Raw genomic sequence first — 22,213 nt, 5'->3', positions numbered from 1 at the left:
TATGGATAATCTAAATTTAATTGATGAATTGATTTTAGGAGAGCAGTTTAATTTAGATAGAGAGAATAAAGAAAAATTATTACTACAGATTATAAAACCACAATTAGAAAATAATTGTGATAATCTTAATATAAGAAGCATGTACGAAAAGCTAGGTATAAACATTAATGAAATTCAAAGATTAGAAGATGTTCCTTATATACCTGTAAACATGTTTAAAGAGTTTAATCTATCAGTGTGTAAAGAACAAGAGGTAGTAAGAGTGCTAACTTCAAGTGCTACAACTACAGGAATCCCAAGTAAAATTTATTTAGATAAAAAAACGTCAATTCGTCAAACACAAGGATTAATATCTACTATTTCAAACTTCATTGGTGCAGAACGAAGGCCTCTACTTGTTATTGACAGTGAAGATAGCAATAAAAGAGGAGGAAGTATAACTGCCAGAGGAACTGCAATAAGAGGAGTAAGTACCTTTGCAAGTAATATAACTTATGTTATGGATAAGGAACTTGAATTAGATATAAATAAATTATATGAGTTTGCAGAAAAATATAGAAATCAAGAAGTACTGATCTATGGCTTTACTTATATAGTATGGTCAAAATTTATAAAAGTTTTAGAGGAAAAAGGAATAAAATTTGACATGCATAAGATAAAGCTTCTTCATAGCGGTGGTTGGAAAAAGCTTATATCTCAAAAGGTAGAAAAGTACGAGTTTAATATAAGGACAGCAAAGGTATTTAACACAAGTCCATCAAATATAATTGACTTTTATGGCATGGTAGAACAAGTAGGAGTAGTTTTTCTTGATTGTGAATGTGGGCATAAACATATAGCAAACTTTGCAGATGTTATAATTAGGGATTTGGAAAGTTTAGAAGAGGTGAAACCAGGAGGCACTGGTATTATACAGGTTATGAGTATTTTAGGTTCAAGTTATCCATCTCAGGCAATATTAACTGAAGATATTGGAGAATTAATAGGAATTGACGATTGCCCTTGTGGAAGAAAGGGTAAATATTTTAAGTTTAAGGCTAGAGTTGAGAAAGCTGAAGTAAGAGGGTGCGGAGATACCTTTGCTGAAATGGAGAGGGAAATATGATAAAGTGTTTTGAGCTTAATTCACAATTCTATAAAGATGGAATAGAGTTTGAAAATTTTAGTGAAATAAAGAATCACTTAAAGCATGCAAATGAAGAGTTGCACAAATTTCCTGTGGAAGCAATACTTCTTATAATAAATGAATTTAGTAAGAAAATTGCTCTGAACAAAGAAATTTTAAGAGCAGAGGGAGTTCCTTTCTTATGTTTTTATTTTAAAAAAGTCAATATGGAAAAGCAGGTAACGCTTAATCTAGGAGACATGAAGTATTTGGACAACTTTTTAGAAGTTGAAAAAGGTAAGTTCATGAAAGCTCAAGGAAGAGGAATTGTATGTCACTGGACGGCTGGAAATGTACCAACCTTAGGTATTTATTCAGTAATTGAAAGCTTACTTTGTAAAAATGCAAATATCCTTAGAGTTCCTGAGAATAGTATAACTATAGTATATGAGCTTTTAAAATTACTAGATGATATTGCAATAGAACTCGAAGGAATAACTTATTCATCAAAGGTTTTACTGAGAAACATAGTATTAATTTACTTTAATAGTGAAAATCATAAGCTTAATAGTAAAATGTCTTTAGCCGCAGATGCCCGTGTGATTTGGGGAGGAAAAGAAGCAGTAGATTCAATTTCACTTTTACCTAAAAAAACAACCTGCAAGGATTTGGTATTTGGACCTAAATATTCTTTTGCAGTGTTCCACAAATCAGCAATTAAAAGTTTATACTTTGAGAAATATTTAGAAAAACTTGTAATGGACATAATTACTTTTAATCAGATGGCCTGTTCATCACCACAAGTGGTATTCATAGAAAAAACTAATCTATCTATTAATGAAATAGGAGAGACACTGAGTAAAGTATTTGAAAAAGTATTAAAAAGGTATAAAAGTTTCACTATAGAAGAGGCTATAGCAGCTAAGATAATTAATAAAAGAGGTGAATACCTATTAAGTCTTGATAAAATGATTTATAAATCTAAAGGTTTGGAATATACGATTTTGATTAACAGTGAAAAGTGCCTTGAAGAGCCTATTTTTGGTAGAACTATTTTTTTAAAAGAAGTGGATAACATATTAGAAGCAGTAGCACTTGTTACAAATAAAGTTCAAACTATAGGTATTGCTTCAGAAGATGTAGAAAAAACTATAAAATTTGCAGAAAAAGTTACTGCTCATGGGGTAGATAGGGTTACAAACATTGGACACATGAATTATTATGATTCACCTTGGGATGGCAGCCTAATAATAAGTGAACTAGTAAGATGGTGTTCTCTTAATATAAAATAAAATTTTATGTTATAATATAGATAAACTATGTTCTTATAAAAAATAAATAATAGAGCATAGTTTAATTTTATATATTGCGGGGTTTTTTTATGAAAATAAAAGAAGTTATGAATAAAAGCAATATTACTTTAAGTATAGACAATAATCTTTTGGATGCTCTTAAATTATTTACTATGGATTTTATTGAAGCTATAAATATTGTAGATGAGAACAACTTATTAGTTGGGATTATAACTAAAGATTTAGTTATAAAAAAATTAGTAGAGAACCTTAGTCCCAATACATCTATAAGAAATATAAATTTAGATAAAAGCCTAATTATAGATGAAGATTGCAATCTAGAAGATTGTATTAATAAGAATGAAAAAGTCATGGGAGTAAAGAATAAAAAGGGTGAAGCAGTAGGTATCTTCAGTTTAAGCTACATGAATGAAAAACATTTCAATAAGATATTGGAAAGATTGAATACTTTAAAACATAGATTAAAGTGCATTACTAATGAATGTGGAGAAGTAAAGCTTAATTGTTTAGAGTTAGATGCAGTTATTGAATCCTCCTATGATGGAATATATGTTACAGATGGAAATGCAAATACAATTAAGATAAATAAAGCCTATGAAACCATAACTGGATTAAAAAGAGAAAACATGTTGAATAGAAATATGCATGACTTAGTAAAAGAAGGGTATGTATCTAAGTCCGGTACATTAATTGTCCTTAAAACTAAAAAGTCTGCTACAATAATACAAGATTTTAAATCAGGGAAAAGAGTCTTAATTTCCAGTAATCCTATATTCGATAAATATGGAAATATAACTATGGTTGTGACCAATGTACGAGATGTAACTGAATTATATGAGTTAGAAGAGGAATTAGCTAAAAATAAGAAGCTTACTGAAAAGTATTATTCTGAAATTGAAGCCATGAGGGCTCAGCTATTGACTAAATCAGATTTAGTGGCTGAGGATAAAAAAACCATTGATTTACTTGAAGTTGTGAAAAGGGTTTCGAAGGTTGATACTACTATTTTATTATTAGGAGAAACAGGAGTAGGAAAAGAGGAAGTTGCAAAATATATACATAAAAACAGTTTAAGAAGTGATAAGAATTTCATTAAAATCAATTGTGGAGCCATACCTGAAAATCTTATAGAATCTGAGCTTTTCGGATATGAAAAGGGTGCCTTTACAGGGGCAAACAGAGAAGGTAAAATGGGGCTTTTTGAAGTTGCTGATGGAGGTACAATGTTTTTAGATGAAGTGGGAGAACTCCCTTTAAATGTACAAGTTAAGCTTCTAAGAGTACTCCAAGAAAGTGAGATAGAGAGAGTTGGGGGAGTAAAACCAATTAAAGTAGATGTAAGAATAATTGCTGCTACAAATAGAGATTTAGAAGAAATGATTGTAGCAAAAACCTTTAGGTCTGATTTATTCTACCGTCTTAATGTTGTACCTCTTACTATTCCTTCCTTAAGAGAGAGAAGAGAAGATATAATTCCACTAGTTCAATATTATTTATCTAAGCTAAATAGTAAATATAAATTAAAGAAATCCTTCTCTGCAGAGGCAATAAAAGCTATGTATAATTATAATTGGCCAGGAAATGTAAGAGAACTTAAAAACATGGTAGAGAGAGTTGTAGTAATGAGCAGTTGTGATAAAATACTTAAAAGCGATCTGCCAATTTCAAACCATGTGAATGCTATAGAAACTTCTATAAATTGCGGAGAGATATGTAACTTGAAAGATGCAGTTGAAAAAGTGGAAGCTGAGCTTATCACAAAGGCTTTTAATAAAGCAGGAAATGTGAGAGAAGCGGCAAAAATTCTTGGAATAGATGCTGCTACTTTCGTAAGAAAACGTAAAAGATATATAGATAAAAAATTGTTGCAATGATGCAATTTGTTTCAATAATGCAATGACCATAAATAGTCCTGAAAGTAAGGTATTTCAATGATTTATAATTTATTTAAAAAATAATAAAGAATATTTGTTGCTTTTATGCAATGAATATTCTTTTTATTTCCTATAAATCAATAAATTTATATTTTCATAGGTACTTTAAGTATACCATTATTTCAAGAAAATGCTGATAATACAAGGCTTTCAGCATATTCAGTATATTATTATAATATTATATTATAAAAATTAGATTTTGGCACAGGTGTTGCTATATATAAGAGTGTAAAACAAATAAAATAATAAATTATTGAAAGGAATGATTTTTTAATGGCAATGATGACAGGCGAGCAGTATGTAGAAAGTCTAAGAAAACTAAAATTAAACGTTTATATGTTTGGAAAGAAAATAGAGAATGTAGTAGACAATCCTATAATTCGTCCTTCAATGAATTCTGTTAAAATGACTTATGATTTAGCAGAAAAACCTGAATATGAAGAATTGATGACAACAGTTTCAAACATCACAGGAGAAAAGATAAATAGGTTTACAAACATTCACCAAAGTACAGAAGACCTAGTTAAAAAGGTTAAGATGCAAAGACTATGTGGACAAAAGACAGCAGCATGTTTCCAAAGATGTGTTGGTATGGATGCTTTTAATGCAGAGTACAGTACAACTTTTGAAATTGATAAAGAATATGGCACAAATTATCACGAAAGATTTAAGAAATTCATGGCTTATGTACAAGAAAACGATTTAACTGTAGATGGAGCTATGACTGATCCTAAAGGGGATAGAGCTTTATCACCAGCAAAACAAGCAGACCCTGACTTATATCTTCACATTGTTGAAAGAAGAGAGGATGGTATTGTAGTTAGAGGTGCTAAATCTCACCAAACTGGTATAACAAATTCTCACGAAGTTTTAGTAATGCCTACTGTAGCAATGAGACCAGAAGATAAAGATTATGCAGTATCTTTTGCAGTTCCAACTGACTCTCAAGGAATAACTATTATAATGGGACGTCAATCTTGTGATACAAGAAAGAGCGAAGAAGGAGCAGACATAGATGTTGGTAACTTCAACTATGGAGGACACGAAGCTCTAGTTGTATTCGATAATGTATTTGTACCAAACGATAGAATATTCTTAAATGGAGAAACTGAATTTGCAGGAATGCTTGTTGAAAGATTTGCAGGTTACCACAGACAAAGCTATGGTGGATGTAAAGTAGGAGTTGGTGATGTACTAATTGGAGCTACAGCACTTGCAGCAGATTACAATGGAGCTCATAAAGTATCTCATATAAAAGATAAATTAATAGAAATGACTCACTTAAATGAAACTTTATATGCATGTGGTATTGCATGTTCTGCAGAAGGACATAAAACTGAATCAGGCAACTATTTAATAAACCTTTTACTTGCAAATGTATGTAAGCAAAATGTAACAAGATTCCCATATGAAATAGCAAGACTTGCAGAAGATATTGCAGGCGGATTAATGGTAACAATGCCATCAGAAAAAGATTTTAGAAGTGAAGAAGTTGGACATTATATTGAAAAGTACTTAAAAGGTGTAGCATCAGTATCAACTGAAAACAGAATGAGAATTTTAAGATTAATAGAAAACATAACACTAGGAACTGCAGCAGTTGGATATAGAACAGAATCTATGCATGGAGCAGGTTCACCTCAAGCACAAAGAATAATGATTTCAAGACAAAGCAATTTAGCTCATAAGAAAGCTTTAGCAAAGGCAATTGCAAGAATAAAAGAATAGGATTCAATAATTTATATTAATATAAATCCCTATTAATACCTTTTTCAGTACTATGCGTAAGGACATCCTTGATATAAGATAAAGCAATAAACGAACTAAAAATAAACCCGAATATACTACCTACCAAAATAGAAACTTATACAGTCCACAATTTGAAATAGATGAAGCACATTATCAAGGATGTGCTATAACGCATAAGTTATTTGCTAAAAATATATCTAAATAGAACGGAGTGAAGAAATGATTAATAAAGTTGAAGAAGTACTAGAAAAAATGGTTAGACCGCAGCTTGCAACTCATTACGGTAATATTGAACTTATAAGTGTGGAAAATGGAATAGTAGAAGTAAGACTTTTAGGGGAGTGTAGTGGGTGTCCTTCAGCAAAATTTACCATAGAAGATGTTGTTGAAACTACTCTTAAAGAAGCTTTACCTGGAATAAAAAAGGTTATACTTACAAATGAAGTAAGTGAAGAATTATTAGACATGGCTAGAGAAATATTATACGGGGATAAATATAAATCCTAATGAGGATAGGAGTTAAATATTGTGGGGGATGTAATCCCAGATATGACAGAACAGCCTTAATTGATAAAATTAAAGAGAATGTAAGCTCTAACCATGTTTTTGAAAATTATAAACAAGAAATTATTTATGATGTAGTGATAATTTTATGTGGATGTACTGGATGCTACCGAAATTATGAAAATATTCACTCTAAAAATGGAAATATTTTTGCAAGTTCTGAAAACGATTACAGGAAAATATTGAGTCAACTAGATAAAATTAATAAAGAATAATTTGGAGGAAGATAAGCTTGAATCTTAAAGAAATTTACATGTCTAAAGTCGTAACAGCAGATGAAGCAGTAAAAAAAATCAAATCAAATGACAGAGTCGTAACAGGACACGCAGTAGGAGAACCAATCGAACTAATAAAGGCAATGGTAAATAACAAAGAAGCTTATGAAAATGTAGAAATAGTGCATATGGTAGCTATGGGTAAAGGTGAATATGTCGCTCCAGGAATGGAAAAACATTTCAGACACAATGCCTTATTCGTTGGAGGAACCACAAGAGATGCAGTAAAATCAGGAAGAGCAGACTTCACCTCTTGTTATTTCTCAGAAGTTCCAAGTCTTTTTAAAACCACTTTACCTGTAGATGTAGCCCTTATACAAGTATCATCTATGGATGAGCATGGATTCTTTAGCTTTGGAGTATCTAATGATTATACAAAGCCAGCAGCAGAAGCAGCAAAAATAGTAATTGCACAAGTAAATGATAAAATGCCAAGAACTATGGGAGATTCCTTTATACACATTTCTGATATCGACTATATAGTAGAAGCAAGTCATGAAATTATAGAACTTAATCCACCTAAGATTGGTGAAATAGAAAAAGCAATTGGAGAAAATTGTGCATCTTTAGTTGAAGATGGCTCAACATTACAACTAGGAATAGGAGCTATTCCTGATGCAGTACTCTTATTTTTAAAGGATAAGAAAGATTTAGGAATACATTCAGAAATGATTTCCGATGGTGTTGTGGAATTAGTTGAAGCTGGAGTAATAACAAATAAAGCTAAATCAATTCATCCAGGAAAAATAATAGTAACATTTCTAATGGGTACTAAAAGACTTTATGATTTCATTGATAATAATCCAATGGTTGAAATGTATCCAGTAAATTATGTTAATGATCCAAGAGTTATAATGCAAAATTCTAAAATGGTATCAATAAATTCTTGCGTCCAAGTTGATTTAATGGGTCAAGTATCTTCAGAATGTGTAGGACTAACCCAAATAAGCGGAGTTGGTGGACAAGTTGATTTCGTAAGAGGTGCAAATATGTGCAAAGATGGTAAATCAATTATTGCTATGCCTTCTACTGCTGCAAAGGGAAAGGTTTCAAAAATAGTACCTATATTAGATGAAGGTGCCGCAGTTACTACAGGAAGAAATGACGTTGATTATATAGTTACAGAATATGGAATAGCAAAGCTTAAGGGTAAAACCCTAAAGGAGAGAGCAAGGGCTTTAATAAATATTGCTCATCCAGATTTTAGAAATGATCTAATGGTGGAATTTGAAAAAAGATTTAGTTGCAAATTTTGGTAAAAATAAAATATATAAATTATGGGAGGTTAAATCATGGCTTTAAAAAGAGAATTTGGAAAAGAACAACCATACATTCCAGCAGGTCCTTTTAAGATACGTATCCCTTTTGTACACTACAGGTTTGAAGCAGCAGACTATATTCAAGGTTTGTTAATGTGCGCAGTATGCTTAGGTGCTATTCCTATGCTTACAGAATATTTAGGTATGCCTTTTGAAATAGCAATTGCTGTTGTTATCTTAAACGGTATTCTATATACTACCCATGTATTCCTAGGGGATCCAGTTATACCAGGATGGGTTACCCCGGCCATACCGCTACTTATGTTATATGTAAGCGACTATCAAATTGGACCTGAAAGAATGCAGGCACTTATAGCCTTTGAATTAATGCTTGGAGGTTTAGCATTCTTCCTTGGAATTACTGGATTAGGTAAAAGAATAGTTTCCATCGTACCTAATGCAATGCAATCTGGTATTATAATTGGATCTGGTATTGCAGCTGTAAATGTAATATTCGTAAAAGGTGCACGTTTTGATACATTCCCAAAATCAATAATGATATGTGTAGGTTTAGCATTTTATTTATTATTCTCAAATCATTTTAAGAGTATCAGAAGCAATAATAAAGTTTTAAAAGTAATTTCAGATTTAGGAATACTACCAATAGTACTTTTAGCAGTAGTTTTAGGACCTATACTTAAGGAAACAAGCTGGCCAGTAATAGAATGGGGAATAACTAAACCAGATTTTGTAGGCTTGTGGTCAGAATGGACAATATTCGGTAACCTACCTTTCCCTAAAGCTAGTATGTTCGTAAAATCTATTCCTATGGTTATATCTGCATATATAATATTATTCGGTGATATGATTCAATCTCAAGCTTTACTAGAAGATGCTGCTAAAGATAGACCAGATGAAAAGATTGATTACAACCCAAATAGAACTCATATAATATTTGGATTACGTAACATGATAATGTCAATAATTGGACCAGATATAACAATGTGTGGACCATTATGGGCAGCAATGCAAGTTGTTGTATGTGAAAGATTTAAACATGGAAGAGAAGCAATGGATTCAATAAATGGAGGAGCAGCTTCCTTTAGATATGGTACACTTACAGGATACTTCATACTACCAATAGTTACTCTTGTAAAACCAATTCTTGGTATTGCTCTTGCTTCTACAATGTTAATTCAAGGATATGTATCCATAAGAGTTGGTGTTATGAAAGCACGTACATTTAATGATCTAGGAATTGCAGGAGTTATGGCAGCCATAGTTGCGACAAGAGGAGCAGCTTGGGGACTTGCCTCTGGTATAATACTTTGCATACTTGTTAATTTAGGAAATAAACCTGAACTAGACGTGGTAATCTTCGATCAAGAAAAAGAAGTAGCATAGTAATAATAAATTAAGGTGCTTTAAATTAAGGTGCCTTTAAGGTGCCTGGCACCGGAGAAAAGAGAATTCAATGCATTAAAGTGTTAAAGGTGAATGCCATCTGAGAAAAGAGATTTAAAAATAAAAAAATCTAGTAGGACAAATTAAAGTTCTACTAGATTTTTTTATTTTTAAATACAAAATGAACCTTTTTACAGGTAAAATACTCTTATATATAGAAAGAGGTGAGAAGGTGGAGACTAGAGAGCTAGTTAAAAAAGCAAAGAGTGGGGAAAAGGAAGCTTTAATTAAGCTTATTATGGATAAAAAGCAGGAGTATTATAAGCTGGCATATGTATATATGAAAAACCAAGAGGATGCACTAGATGCCTTAAGTGACATGATTGTAATTTTATATGAAAGCATACATGGATTAAAAAGAGATGAAGCTTTTTATAGCTGGAGTAAAACTATATTAATTAATTGCTGTAAGAAGATGTTGAATAAAAGAAAAAGAGTCATTTATCTAGAAAATATTAAAGAAGTTGAAGAAAGACAAAAGCAAGAAGAATTAATTGAAAGCAAGCATCAAGAAATCCTCATAGGAAACTATATATCTAGATTAAAATCAAAGCATCAAGAAGTGATAAAACTGAGATATTTTTTAGATTTAGATTATGAATCCATCTCACATATATTGAAAATCCCAATTGGAACGGTTAAATCTCGAATTTCTATTGGACTTAAAAAATTAAAAGAAAGCCTTGGAGGTGAAGAGGTATGAGTGAGGTAGAAAAAATCCTTAATAATAAGAGAATAGAAATAGATAATTTAAAGGTACCAGAGGAATTGGAAAGAAGATTGAGAAATTCACTAGAAAACTTGCAGCCCAAAAAGAAAAGTAAATTTAATTGGAAGGTTAAAATTGCATCTATAATTATTGCCAGTATATTTTTAGGATACAACATGGACACTCTAGCTTTTTATGGGAAAAGACTCATGGGCTATGATGGAGTAATGAACGGAACATTAAAGAAGCTAAATGAAGCAGGAAAAGGGCAAATCATTGATAAAAGCTATACTTTTAAGAATGGGGTTAAAGTTACATTAGATGGAGTTATGCTGGATGACAATCAGCTTTTACTTTTTTACACTATCAATAGTCCAAAAGGAGATGTAGATAAAGTTGATTTAGGAGCTATAACAAGTATTGAAGGAATAGGTGGAAGTCATTATATGAAGAGTGGTCAAGGTGAATCAAATGAGGAAAGAACTGAAATAAAATGGAAGAGTGAATTTGAAAAGCCTTATTTCTTCGAAAAAAAATTAAAATGGAGCTTTAATTTGAAGGAAGGAAACAATCTTGAAACAGGAGAAATCACATTTAATCTAGATAAAGATAAAGCCATGGGGCATTCATTAAAAAAGAGTATAAATAAGAGCATCAAGATAGATCAAGGAGAAATCAGCTTTAAATCTATAGTTGCATCACCAACTTCCACTCGAATTGACGGAACAGTTCAGAATATATTCCAACTTGCAATGGATGAAATAAAGGGTGAAGGCTTTAGAACAACAGGCATAGAAATTAAGCTTATTGCAAACGGAAAAGAGGTGGAAGAACAAAGTGGAGGTACTAGCACAAGCTATAATGGTATAACTTTTAATAGGAAATATGATGCTCTGCCTCAGAATCTAAAAACCTTAGAAATTAAACTTGTGAATTTAGGAACAAATAATACTGTAGATGAAGAGATAGAACTAAAAGATAAAGAAAAGGATAAAATAATAAAAGTTTTAGAAAAAGAAATTGTAATCAATGATATTAATGAACAATCTGGAAACACCTTAGTTACGATCACAACTGAAGAGGATGTAATTCTATCAAAAGTTTATATGATGATTGATGGTAAAAAGGTAGAACTAGATAAAACTACATCAACAAATCATGATAAAAAGTTAAACGGCACAATTATTCATACAAGAACTCTAGATTTCAAAGGAACAGGAAAGGATAAGAAATTAGTAATCAAGGGTATTATGTATAACAAGGAGTATAATCAAGTAATAGAAATACCAGTGGATTAAATTGTATATTTATAAAGGATAAATATTCCTTCACCTGTAGGCGATATGGCCCAAAACAGGTGTTTTTTTATTATAGTTAGCGCGTTTACACTTTATTCACAACCTTGTCATTAAAGTGTCACCTTAGTAATATATAGTATTATTTAAATAGGATAAACAGGGGGTAAATATATGAATTTAATTAGGAATATGAGACTTTCGGTAAAAATAACGGTACTTTCATTAAGCTTTTTTATTTTCCTTGCTGTAATAGGGGCAGCGTCCATTAAACAATTATCTACTGTAAATTCAAAACTCTTGGAATTGAATGATTCTAGGTTAGTTCCAATTGTTAAGCTTCAAAGTATAGTGTCAGATGTAGAATACATAAGGTCACAGTCAAATTCACTAATGGATGCAGGTAGTGATGACAGTGTAAAAAAGCCTATTCAAGAAGATATAGAAGCTAGGGCAGCTTCTGTAACAGAAAAAATATCGGAATACAAAAATAATGAGGAGTATAAGACATTAATTGAAAGCTTTAATAATTTTATAGCAGCTAAAGATGCCTTTATAAAAGCAAATGGAGTAGGTACTACAAAAGTAGTGGGAGGAAGTCAAGCAACAGCTGGAGCATCCCAAGGAAGTGCACCAACTGAAATGGTAAATTATGATACAGCAAAAAAAGCTTTCGTTGAAGTTTTTGATAAGATAATCGATAAACAGGTAGCTAATGCGAAAACAACCTATGATGAAAGTAAAGCTGTTTATAAACAAACAATAATTGCAATTATTTCTCTAATTTCAATATGTGCTGCAATTACATTAATTTTATCAGTAATAATAACAAAATCCATTATATCCCCAGTCAAAAGTGTTACAAATAAGCTAAAGGAAATTTCGAACAACGGCGGAGACTTAACTCAAAGAATAGGATATGAAAGTAAAGATGAAATTGGAGACTTAAGTAGAAGCTTTGACTTATTTATAGAAAAACTTCAAGGAATTATTAGGGAGGTAGCAACTTCAGCTGAAACCATAGCTTCTTCAAGTGAGCAGCTAAGTACAGCAACAGCATCTACTACACAGTCTCTAGAAGATATATCAAATACTATTGTTGAGATAGCTTCAAGTACCTCAGAAGGTGCTGCAGTAACTGAAGAGACTACTGCAAGTCTTCAAGAAATGGCGAATTTTTCTGAATCCACTGCAAGCGCTAGCAGAAACACTGCAGTTAACAGTAAGAAGGCAAAAGAAGCAGCAGAAGATGGATCAGAAAAGATTTCTGAAGTAATTGATTCAATAACAGAAATAGCCTCTTCATCAAAAGAAGTGTCATCAATGATAAATGAACTAGATGAATCTTCAAGAAAAATAGGAGATATTATTCAAATAATAACCTCTATATCAGAACAGACAAATTTATTAGCTCTAAATGCTGCCATAGAAGCTGCTCGTGCTGGTGAAGCAGGCAGAGGTTTTAGTGTAGTGGCAGATGAGATTAGAAAGCTTGCTGATGAAAGTAATAACGCTGCAAGACAAATTTCAGAGCTTGTTAAAGAAAATCAGCTAAAATCAGCTTCTACAGTAACATCAGTAAATCATGTTGAAGAAAAAGTATCTCTTGGAGTAAACATTGCTTCTGAAGTAGGAGAAAGCATAAAAAATATAATCGACAATATTCAAAACATAGTAAATGAAATAGAGCAAATTGACGACGCTAATGATAGACAAGCTAAGAGCACTAAAGAAATGGAAAAGGCTATAAGTAACTTAGCAACAACATCAAATGAAGTAGCTGAGGGTACAGAAAATATAAGTACCGGTATAGAAGAACAGCTTACAACTATGACAGAAATAGAAACTACAACAGAGCAGTTATCAGAAATGGCTAAGAGACTAACAGAACTAACCTCTGGATTTAAAGTTTGAAAATTAAGGAAAGTAAGGTGCCAGGCACCGGAGAAAAGAGTTTTAATTCTCTATTCTCCGGTGCCTGGCACCTTATAATATTAAGAAATAAAAGGAAAAAGAACATAATAGCATATACTATGCAGTATCATTATATAAATTGTAATAATAATAAAATACCTTAAATTTAATCGTCTCTTTATAGAAAAAAATGTTATATAATGTAATAGTACGGAGAAAAATTAAAATAAATCAACGGGGATATTTAGGGGTAATTATGATATGAATAAGAAAACATTCATAATAGCAATAAGCTTACTTTTAGTTATTCTAACTTTATGGCTTAAGCTGTCTTTTACAAACAAGACCAGTACTATTACAGCGAAAAATGGATATTTGGATTTAAGCCAATATGATCTTTTAGAGAATAATATTATAAAATTAGATGGTGAATGGGAACTTTATTATAATAAGCTTTACACGCCAGAAGATTTCCAGTCAAATTCCATAAATAGTATACAATATTTTAAAATTCCATCTAATTTAAAAGGAACTATAATCAATGGAACAAAACTTAGTCATTATGGATTTATGACTTTAAGATTAAAGGTTAAGTTAAATAGTAATGATGTAAATAGGTTTTTAGGAATTAAAACTCAAGATATGCTAACAGCCTCAAAGATATGGGTGAATGGAGATTTAACTGATTATCACGGAGTAGTTGGTAAAAATGAAGAAGAATATAGACCAATATTTAAACCAACGGTATCAATATTTCAACCTAAATCACAATACATAGATATAGTAATTCAAGCAGCAAACTTTAGAGAACCAGCATCCATGATAAAGAGTATTTATCTTGGAACTAAAAATGAAGTGTTGGTAGAAGAGAATGTTCAATTGGGAATTGATTTATTTCTATTTGGAAGTATATTGATAATGTCCTTATATCATCTTGCCCTTTTTTCAATAAGAAGGAAAGATAAATCAACTCTTTATTTTGGCCTATTTTCCTTAGTAATAGCTGTAAGAAGCTTGTTTATGGGAGAAAGAATTGTAGTTCAGGTTTTTCCTAATATGCCTTTTGAAGTATTAAGTAAAACAGCGGCTATTTCTTATTACTTGGCTTTACCTTTATTTTTGATGTTTTTTAAAGAATTGTTTAATGAAATATCAGACAAAGTTATTTACATATCAAAGTATGTAGCAATAATTATGACCTTACTATGCTTAGTTACAACTAATAAAATATATGATAAGTTAGCTATACCATCACAAATATACTCTCTGCTAATTTGTCTGTATATATTGTACAAGCTAATTAAATTCTTAATGGAAAAAAGAGAAAATTCTTTTGAAATGTTTTTAGGTGCATTGATTGTCATGATTGCATTTTTGTGCGACATACTAGATTATGATGGCTATTTATCAATTAGATTTGCTATGCCTGTGGGGGTATTTTTATTTATATTTATTCAATCTTATATTTTAGCAAAGTATTTTACAAGAGCTCTAACATTATCAGAAAGCTTAGCAAATGAAAATGCAAAAATGTATAGTGAAATCAAGGAAATGAATGTTGAATTGGAAGACAAGGTAAAAGAAAGAACTATGAAATTATCTAATAGTAGAAAGGCGCTAAAGAACCTATTAGATAACGCTGGACAAGGCTTTTTAACCTTTGGTAAAGACTATAGAGTAGGAGCTGTATTCAGCATACAATGTGTAGACATTTTTAACGGAGATATACAAGATAGAAGAATACAAGATTTATTATTTAAAAATAATCCAGAGGATAAAGTGATTTTCGAAAGCATAACTGAAGAGATATTTAACACTGATGACAGCTATAAAATAAAAATATTAATGGAGCTACTGCCAGAAGAAATAGAAATTAATAATAGAAATTTATTTGTAGAATATAAGATAATTACAGATGCTGAAGCTTATGATGATAAAATAATAATGATAATTCTAACAGATATATCTGAAAAGAGACAGCTAGAAAACAAAATAGAAAGAGAAAAAGAAGTCCTAGAAATGGTAGTTAATTCAATAATCTATTATGAAGACTTAAGAGAATTAATAAATAGTTATAATAGATTTTGTAATTCATACCTTGATAATATATTAAATAGCAATTTAAATGCAGAAACAATTTCCTATGAGATACTTACTAAAACACATACTTTCAGAGGAAATTTTGCCCAAATAAACATGCTAAAAACAGCTAATAAATTGTGTATCATAGAAGATAATCTTAGTGATCTTATGAGGATTCATGATGAATTAAGTAAAGATGACATAAGGTCAGTAGTGAATAAAGATAAGATTGAGAATGCAATAAAAGAAGACTTAGAAACCATCACTGCAATATTAGGAAAAGATTATTTTAATGATGAGAAGGTTATTGTTCTTAAAACAAAGCTTACAGAAATTGAACAAGCGATGAAAGAAAACTTTGGTGAAGAAGCAGAAGAAATAGTTTCAATGATTAAAAGATTAACTTATATACCTCTAAAAAGATTACTATTCCCATATGGAAAATACATAGAAAGAATAGGAGCAAATTTACAAAAACAAATTTATCCTTTTGAAATTCATGGAGAAGATATTAATGTTGATCCAAATAAATATCATGATTTGATAAGAGCGATGGTACACATTTTCAGAAACATGGTTGATCATGGAATAGAATCTGCTCAAGACAGGATAGAGAGAGGAAAAGATGAATATGGAAAAATATCCTGTTCTTTAAAAAAAGAAGGTAAACATATAAAAATAGAAATTCACGATGACGGATGTGGAATAGATTTAGAAGTTTTAAAGAAAAAAATTGTAGAAAAAGGCTTACTATCCTTAACTGAGCTAGAAAAGTTATCGGATAAGGAAATTTTAGATTATATATTTGTAAAAGGATTTACAACTAGAGACAAATGCACAGAACTATCAGGTAAAGGACTTGGATTATATCATCTTAAAAAACAGGTTAAAAAGTACGGGGGAATTATTGAAGTGCAAACAAAAGCTGATAAAGGTACTACTTTTATAATAATAATTGAGGGGTGATTTTATGGCTTCAGTTTTAATTGTGGATGATGCAAATTTTATGAGGAGAAAAATAAAAGAAATATTAGAAAAAGCGGGGCATAAGGTAATAGCAGAGGCCAATAATGGCTCTAAAGCTATTAATTCCTATAAAGCATATAAGCCAGACATTGTGACCATGGACATTTCCATGCCTAATGATGATGGATTATATGCTTTAGAAGAAATTATAAAATATGATAACAAGGCAAAAATTGTAATGATAAGCTCAATGCAGCATAAAATTACAGTAATAAATGCTATTAAAAAAGGGGCGAAAAGTTATATATTAAAGCCTTTTTCAGAAGAAAAAATTATTGGAACAATAAGCGATGTGTTGAATCTAGAATAATATTAGAATTTATTCCTCTTTCCACACACCTGAATTTAAAAAGTTCTCTGCCCTTTTGTTAGCACTTTCCACTATGCTTTTTTCATAACCTAAGATGCTTAATAGCTTTATAGCATTTTGGGTATTAGATCTACTTTCATAAATTTTATAGTCAAAAATTATTTCATCGCCAACAATTTGTTCTCTAAAATGATAGTTGGCAAAGTATTTATTAAGAATATGAGTAAGCTCTACATCATGAGTAGCAGCAACACAAATACAATTATTTTGGGTTAAATATTTTAAGACTTCGGCAGATGCTGCTATTCTTTCAACAGTATTTGTACCTCTTAAAATTTCATCTACAAAACATATAGTTAGAATATTATCATTTACTGAATTTATTATTCTTTTTAAGGATTTAGTTTCTGCAATATAATAGCTTTCATTATTAAATAAGTTGTCCTTTAAAGCCATGGAAGTGAATATTTGCATAAAAGGGATTCTAAAGTCTTTAGCAAAGCAAGTGTAGATGGTTTGAGCGAATATAGCATTTATAGCTAAGGTTTTTAAAAAAGTAGACTTTCCAGAGGAATTAGAGCCGGTTAGTAATATAGAATCTTTAATGGTTATAGAGTTAGGCACAGACTTTTCTATTAATGGATGACTTAATTCATTCCCTATCATAGATAAGTCATTTTTATTTTTTTGATTCAATAACTCCGGTTTAACAAAGTAAGGAAGCCTTTCTCTATAGGCTGCAACTGAAATACAGCTGTCTATAATTCCTACTATCTGAAATATTTTATTAAATTCTTCTCCGCTTTTAAGCAGCATCTTTGATAGACTTTTATAATTTGTTATGCTTATTAAAAATACTGCGTTAATGTACTCTATAATAATTCCAATATCTGATCCAGCAGTATTAAGCATCATAATTGCATCTTTTATTTTGCCCACTTTACTTAGAGCATTTTTTAGATCTTCTTCAAAAGGTGTTAGTATTTGAAAATTTTCTTTATAAAGTGAATGAGCACACTTAACAATTAAAACAATATAACTAAAAGACTCTAATTTATAAGCTATTTTCTTTTTAACAGAGTAATATACTATAAAATTAACTAAAGCAGATGCAATTAACATACTTGCACCTATAGATTTATTGAAAAGTATTATAAGAATCGAAATTATAGGTAAAAAACCTAAAATTCTGTACCAATTGACTCCTGAAGAATCTAGTCCCTCATTGTCTAAAAAATAATCAGATATTTTAACTCTTTTAACTTTCCCTAATCTTGATAAGATGTATTGAATCTTTTCTCTTTCTTCCTTATGTTCTCTAAAATAATCTATCATTTCATCTCTAGCTTTAAGGTCATTTTCATCGTAAATTATTTCTCTTAGCATGCTGTAGAGGTACTGTTCCCCAACGGTAGTTTCTGCACTGTTTATTTTCTCAAATACCTTATCCATGCTTAAATCATTCCAAGTAATTTCATCAATAAAAAAGCTATCTTTTTTATGCTTTTTTATGTTATTAAAATATTCTGTTATGTCATCCCAATCCTCATCCGTATATTTTCTCTCTCTTTCTTTTGCCCACTCTTCTCTAATTCTTTTTTTAGTCTTGATTCTATTCCTTACTTCTGTAACTATTGATATAGCAGATACTATCAAAATTACTAATACTACATAAATTAAAAAGCTGTCCAAATTATCTCCTCCATTTTAGCTAAGTATTTAGTTATTACAGCTATGAATAATATAATTGATGATAAAAAATAAATTGCATACCAATTATAACACAAATTGTAACAACCAGGGACTAAAGAATACAAAAACTAACATAAAGTTATAAAATAAAATCTATACCTAAAGTCTGATAAAATAAGATATAATATAGATAAAATTTTAAATTGAAAATAAATAATTATAAGGTGCCAATTATAAGGTGCCAGGCACCGGAGAAAAGAGAAAAGGAGAAAATATATGAGTTTAGATAAAAAGAATCAAGAATATGAAGGATTTGAGCTAGGACCAATTAGACCTCCTAGTGAGGCAGAAAGTCTGCTTTTAAGAATAACTAGAAATTGTCCTTGGAATCAATGCAAATTTTGTGCCCTATACAAAGGAGAAAAATTTAGCATCAGACCTTTAGAGCATGTTTTAAAAGATATTGATAGGCTTAAATACTATATTGATGCTATTATAAATATTAGAGAAAATTCTACTAATAACGTGAAGGAAGAAATGAGGAAGCTAGGCAGTACAGTCACGGAAGAAGGCAATTGGGCATATTACTCTGCTATAACTTGGCTTCAAGGGGGAATGAAATCCATATTCCTTCAAGATGCTAACAGCATGATTATAAAACCAGAGGATATGATGACAATACTAAAGTATGTCAGAAAAAATTTCCCTGGGGTTGAAAGAATCACTTCTTATGCAAGATCTCAAACTATTGCTAGAATTAGTGATGAAGACCTTTTGAAAATTAGAGAAGCTGGTCTTAATAGAATTCATATTGGAATGGAATCAGCGGCAGATGTGGTGCTAGATTTTATAAAAAAAGGAGTAGACAAGAAGACTCATATTATAGCAGGTCAGAAGGTTAAGAAAGCTGGAATAGAGCTATCAGAGTATTTTATGCCAGGACTTGGTGGAGCCGCATACTCAAAAGAGAATGCCATTGAAACATCAGATGCCATGAATCAAATAAATCCAGACTTTATTCGATTGAGAACCCTTGCAATCCCAGATAAAGCCCCATTAGCTATAGATTATAGGGATGGAAAATTTAAGAAGCTTGGAGATGTTCAAGTAATAGAAGAGCTTTTAATGTTTATAGAAAATTTGCATGGGATAACTTCAGCAATAAAGAGTGATCACATTTTAAATCTTATCCCAGAAGTAGAAGGAAAGCTTCCAGAGGATAAAGAAAAAATCATTGCAGTAATTAAAAAGTTCCTTAATTTAAGTGAGGAAGATAAAATAGTATACATGATAGGAAGAAGAACTGGCAGCATTAAGGGAATTTACGATATGGATTATTATAACTTAACAGAGAAAGCAAGAGAAATTGTAGCTAGAAATAACATAACATCAGAAAATGTGGATGAAATTGTTGGAGAATTAATGAAGAGATTTATATAAAATGCAAAGTTTATGCAGCCCCGTTTGATGTAATATTTTCTACACTATCAATGCATTAGAATTGATTTCCCAATCTAATTAGTTTTTATAGACTAATTAAATTGGGAAATTATTTACATTCTCCTCAGGGGTAATTATTTGAATATTATTTATTTTGTGCGTCTACAAGGCTTTGAAGTGATTCCTTTAAGGTGCTGAACTCAACTCCTTTTTCAGTTGCATAGTCCTTTACTAATTTTCCTGTACTAGGTATTTTATCATTAATAACTTTTTCAATTTCTTCTGTTTTTACTCCCCAATCTATCAAATCTTTAAAAGTAGTACTGCCTTTAATGATTTTTTCTGTAGTGGAAGTTTCTTTTACTTTTGCTGTACTTTCTTCTTGGGCTTGTGATTTTGTATCTGAACTTATAGCTGCATCAAGGGGAGCTATAGTATGAGTGTCTAAATATTTTGATTGTTCTTCAGTTAATTTTACTTTGCTTCTAAGAATATTTACAGCTGGCTCTGGTAAATAAGTAGTATCATTTAAGGTTATAGGTAGGGACTTGTACAAAGCAACAAAGGTTTTTACAGAATCAGTTCCAACTTCTTTTCCTTCTGAGGCAGCTGAAGTATATATTGCTTCGAGCTCTTTACACTGGAAGGTTGCAAAGGTTTTTTCATCCTTAAGGGCAAAAGCTATGCCTAAATCTTCTAGAGAAACCTCAAATAAGTCACTGATTTCTCCAAAGTTATAGGAACCTCTTATATCTGCTGGGTTATATTCTCCAGCAAACTCCCCTGTAGTATAAAGTGCAGGTTCTTTTGTATTTACAGTATTCCATAACCCAAAAGCTGAGGTGATGGCAATGGTACCAAAAATAGATGCAAAAATAATTACGGCAACAGCTGATGTTTTAATTTTCATTATCAGCACCTCCTACTCTGAAATTTACAGTATCATTTATAGGACAAGCTGATTCACTTGTGCATTTCATACAGCTTATACACTGGTGATTTTTTATAACATTTGTTTCAGACACCTTAATATTCATTGGGCAGAATCTGTCACAGGCTTTACAGTTAACACAAGTAGAAGCTTTACGTTTTATTTTGAATATTCTAAATAAATTAAAGATTCCAAGGAAAGCACCGTATGGGCAAGCATATTTGCACCATGGACGTTCAATTATTAATGAAAGAAGTATTGTAGCTGCAAGAATAACATATGCAGTTACGGCAACTTCATTTGTCCAAAAATTGAAAAGTGCATAGTAAGGGTCAATATTTTGGAACATTAGCTTTGCTGTAGTGGCAGTATTGTAAACAACTAAGATAAGAATTATATATCTTATATAACGCAAGTATTTATCAATTTTTGAAGGAATCATATTGTTATAACGGTTTTTGAATATTTTTTTTCCTATCTTTCCAAGCAATTCTTGGAATGTACCAAAAGGACAAACCCAACCACAGATAAGTGGACCGAAGCCAATGGCAAGAATGATTCCTATAGTCATAAGTATGAAAGATGATTCATGGATTTTCTGCACAAAGGTTCCCGCTGTGAAAAATTGATAAATTGAAACCACTCCGCCAAAAGGGCATATTGCGTGAAGAGAAGCTGTGGATAGAAGGGGGATTGAAATGCCCCCTTCTACAAGGGTTTTATTAAGTGATATTGCAAGAACAAGAAGGAAAAAGAATATTTGTATTGATGATCTTATCCATGTCTTTTTCTTTTTAATTTTTATTGAGGTATTGCTCTGAGTTTTTACATTCGCATCCATTTGTATTTTCACTCCTATTTATTTAGATTTTTCTGGAACCCATCCAGATGGCTTTTTGAGGTGTGTATAGGAATCACTGTATTATAATTTCTATATTTCAATAATAAAATTAATTTGTGACAGAATTGTGATGAAAATTTGATGAAAATTAAAATAATAAAAAAGGGTGCCTGGCACCGGAGATTAGACCAGCTAGTAAAAGTCAATAAATTTTTATAAAAAAATTTATGAGTAAAAATAGGTATCACAAAAAATCCATTAAAAAATACGAATAATGGAAATTAGTCCCTAATTATTTTAGCCGTTAGGC

At 30.9% G+C, this 22,213-nt stretch carries 17 protein-coding genes; 14 read left to right on the top strand and 3 right to left on the bottom strand.

Features of this window, described 5'->3' with window-relative positions:
• Position 1 precedes the first annotated feature (1 nt).
• From CLHOM_RS05840 to CLHOM_RS05780, 13 genes are all read left to right on the top strand, one after another.
• Positions 2–1,105 (top strand): LuxE/PaaK family acyltransferase, encoded by a 1,104-nt coding sequence (locus tag CLHOM_RS05840; protein WP_052220764.1) that lies wholly within the window; start codon positions 2–4, stop codon positions 1,103–1,105.
• Positions 1,102–2,397 (top strand): acyl-CoA reductase, encoded by a 1,296-nt coding sequence (locus tag CLHOM_RS05835; RefSeq protein WP_052220763.1) that lies wholly within the window; start codon positions 1,102–1,104, stop codon positions 2,395–2,397. The genes CLHOM_RS05840 and CLHOM_RS05835 overlap by 4 nt, the downstream gene beginning before the upstream one ends.
• Positions 2,398–2,486: 89 nt before the next feature.
• On the top strand, positions 2,487–4,292 hold the full coding sequence (locus CLHOM_RS05830) for a sigma-54-dependent Fis family transcriptional regulator (protein WP_052220762.1): 1,806 nt from the start codon (positions 2,487–2,489) through the stop codon (positions 4,290–4,292).
• A gap of 333 nt (positions 4,293–4,625) precedes the next feature.
• Positions 4,626–6,080 (top strand): 4-hydroxyphenylacetate 3-hydroxylase family protein, encoded by a 1,455-nt coding sequence (locus tag CLHOM_RS05825; RefSeq protein WP_052220761.1) that lies wholly within the window; start codon positions 4,626–4,628, stop codon positions 6,078–6,080.
• Positions 6,081–6,320: 240 nt separating this feature from the next.
• Positions 6,321–6,608 carry a NifU family protein gene (locus CLHOM_RS05820; protein ID WP_052220760.1) on the top strand — a complete coding sequence of 96 codons (288 nt, stop codon included), beginning with the start codon at positions 6,321–6,323 and terminating at the stop codon, positions 6,606–6,608.
• The gene (locus tag CLHOM_RS05815; RefSeq protein ID WP_052220759.1) at positions 6,608–6,880 is read left to right on the top strand and encodes a hypothetical protein; all 273 of its coding nucleotides are present in this window, start codon (positions 6,608–6,610) and stop codon (positions 6,878–6,880) included. Before CLHOM_RS05820 ends, CLHOM_RS05815 begins: the two co-directional genes overlap by 1 nt.
• 17 nt (positions 6,881–6,897) lie before the next feature.
• On the top strand, positions 6,898–8,199 hold the full coding sequence (locus tag CLHOM_RS05810; protein WP_052220758.1) for an acetyl-CoA hydrolase/transferase family protein: 1,302 nt from the start codon (positions 6,898–6,900) through the stop codon (positions 8,197–8,199).
• A 33-nt stretch (positions 8,200–8,232) separates the two neighbouring features.
• On the top strand, positions 8,233–9,603 hold the full coding sequence (locus CLHOM_RS05805; protein ID WP_052220757.1) for a hypothetical protein: 1,371 nt from the start codon (positions 8,233–8,235) through the stop codon (positions 9,601–9,603).
• Positions 9,604–9,835: 232 nt separating this feature from the next.
• Positions 9,836–10,366: a sigma-70 family RNA polymerase sigma factor gene (locus tag CLHOM_RS05800; RefSeq protein WP_242846740.1), complete on the top strand. Its 531-nt coding sequence runs from the start codon at positions 9,836–9,838 to the stop codon at positions 10,364–10,366.
• On the top strand, positions 10,363–11,670 hold the full coding sequence (locus CLHOM_RS05795; protein WP_052220755.1) for a DUF4179 domain-containing protein: 1,308 nt from the start codon (positions 10,363–10,365) through the stop codon (positions 11,668–11,670). Before CLHOM_RS05800 ends, CLHOM_RS05795 begins: the two co-directional genes overlap by 4 nt.
• Positions 11,671–11,841: 171 nt before the next feature.
• The gene (locus CLHOM_RS05790; RefSeq protein WP_052220754.1) at positions 11,842–13,581 is read left to right on the top strand and encodes a methyl-accepting chemotaxis protein; all 1,740 of its coding nucleotides are present in this window, start codon (positions 11,842–11,844) and stop codon (positions 13,579–13,581) included.
• Between the two features lie 261 nt (positions 13,582–13,842).
• Entirely contained in the window at positions 13,843–16,629 is a 2,787-nt protein-coding gene (locus tag CLHOM_RS05785; RefSeq protein WP_052220753.1) for a 7TM diverse intracellular signaling domain-containing protein, read from the top strand.
• A gap of 4 nt (positions 16,630–16,633) precedes the next feature.
• A complete protein-coding gene (locus CLHOM_RS05780; protein ID WP_052220752.1) occupies positions 16,634–16,999 on the top strand; it encodes a response regulator in 366 nt (121 codons plus the stop codon).
• A 9-nt stretch (positions 17,000–17,008) separates the two neighbouring features.
• Here the strand turns inward: CLHOM_RS05780 and CLHOM_RS05775 are convergent, their stop codons facing one another.
• Positions 17,009–18,691: a MutS-related protein gene (locus CLHOM_RS05775; RefSeq protein ID WP_052220751.1), complete on the bottom strand. Its 1,683-nt coding sequence runs from the start codon at positions 18,689–18,691 to the stop codon at positions 17,009–17,011.
• 276 nt (positions 18,692–18,967) lie between these two features.
• Between CLHOM_RS05775 and CLHOM_RS05770 the strand changes: the two genes are divergently transcribed.
• Positions 18,968–20,131 (top strand): radical SAM protein, encoded by a 1,164-nt coding sequence (locus CLHOM_RS05770; RefSeq protein WP_052220750.1) that lies wholly within the window; start codon positions 18,968–18,970, stop codon positions 20,129–20,131.
• A 145-nt stretch (positions 20,132–20,276) separates the two neighbouring features.
• Here the strand turns inward: CLHOM_RS05770 and CLHOM_RS05765 are convergent, their stop codons facing one another.
• Together CLHOM_RS05765 and CLHOM_RS05760 are read right to left on the bottom strand one after the other, a co-directional pair.
• Positions 20,277–21,041, bottom strand: a complete 765-nt coding sequence (locus tag CLHOM_RS05765) for a hypothetical protein (RefSeq protein WP_052220749.1) — start codon at positions 21,039–21,041, stop codon at positions 20,277–20,279.
• Positions 21,031–21,903 carry a 4Fe-4S binding protein gene (locus tag CLHOM_RS05760; RefSeq protein ID WP_052220748.1) on the bottom strand — a complete coding sequence of 291 codons (873 nt, stop codon included), beginning with the start codon at positions 21,901–21,903 and terminating at the stop codon, positions 21,031–21,033. Before CLHOM_RS05760 ends, CLHOM_RS05765 begins: the two co-directional genes overlap by 11 nt.
• Positions 21,904–22,213: the final 310 nt, after the last annotated feature.

The organism is Clostridium homopropionicum DSM 5847, from assembly GCF_001263795.1.
GTDB lineage: Bacteria > Bacillota > Clostridia > Clostridiales > Clostridiaceae > Clostridium_H > Clostridium_H homopropionicum.
This window is presented reverse-complemented; position numbering and strand designations above follow the sequence as displayed.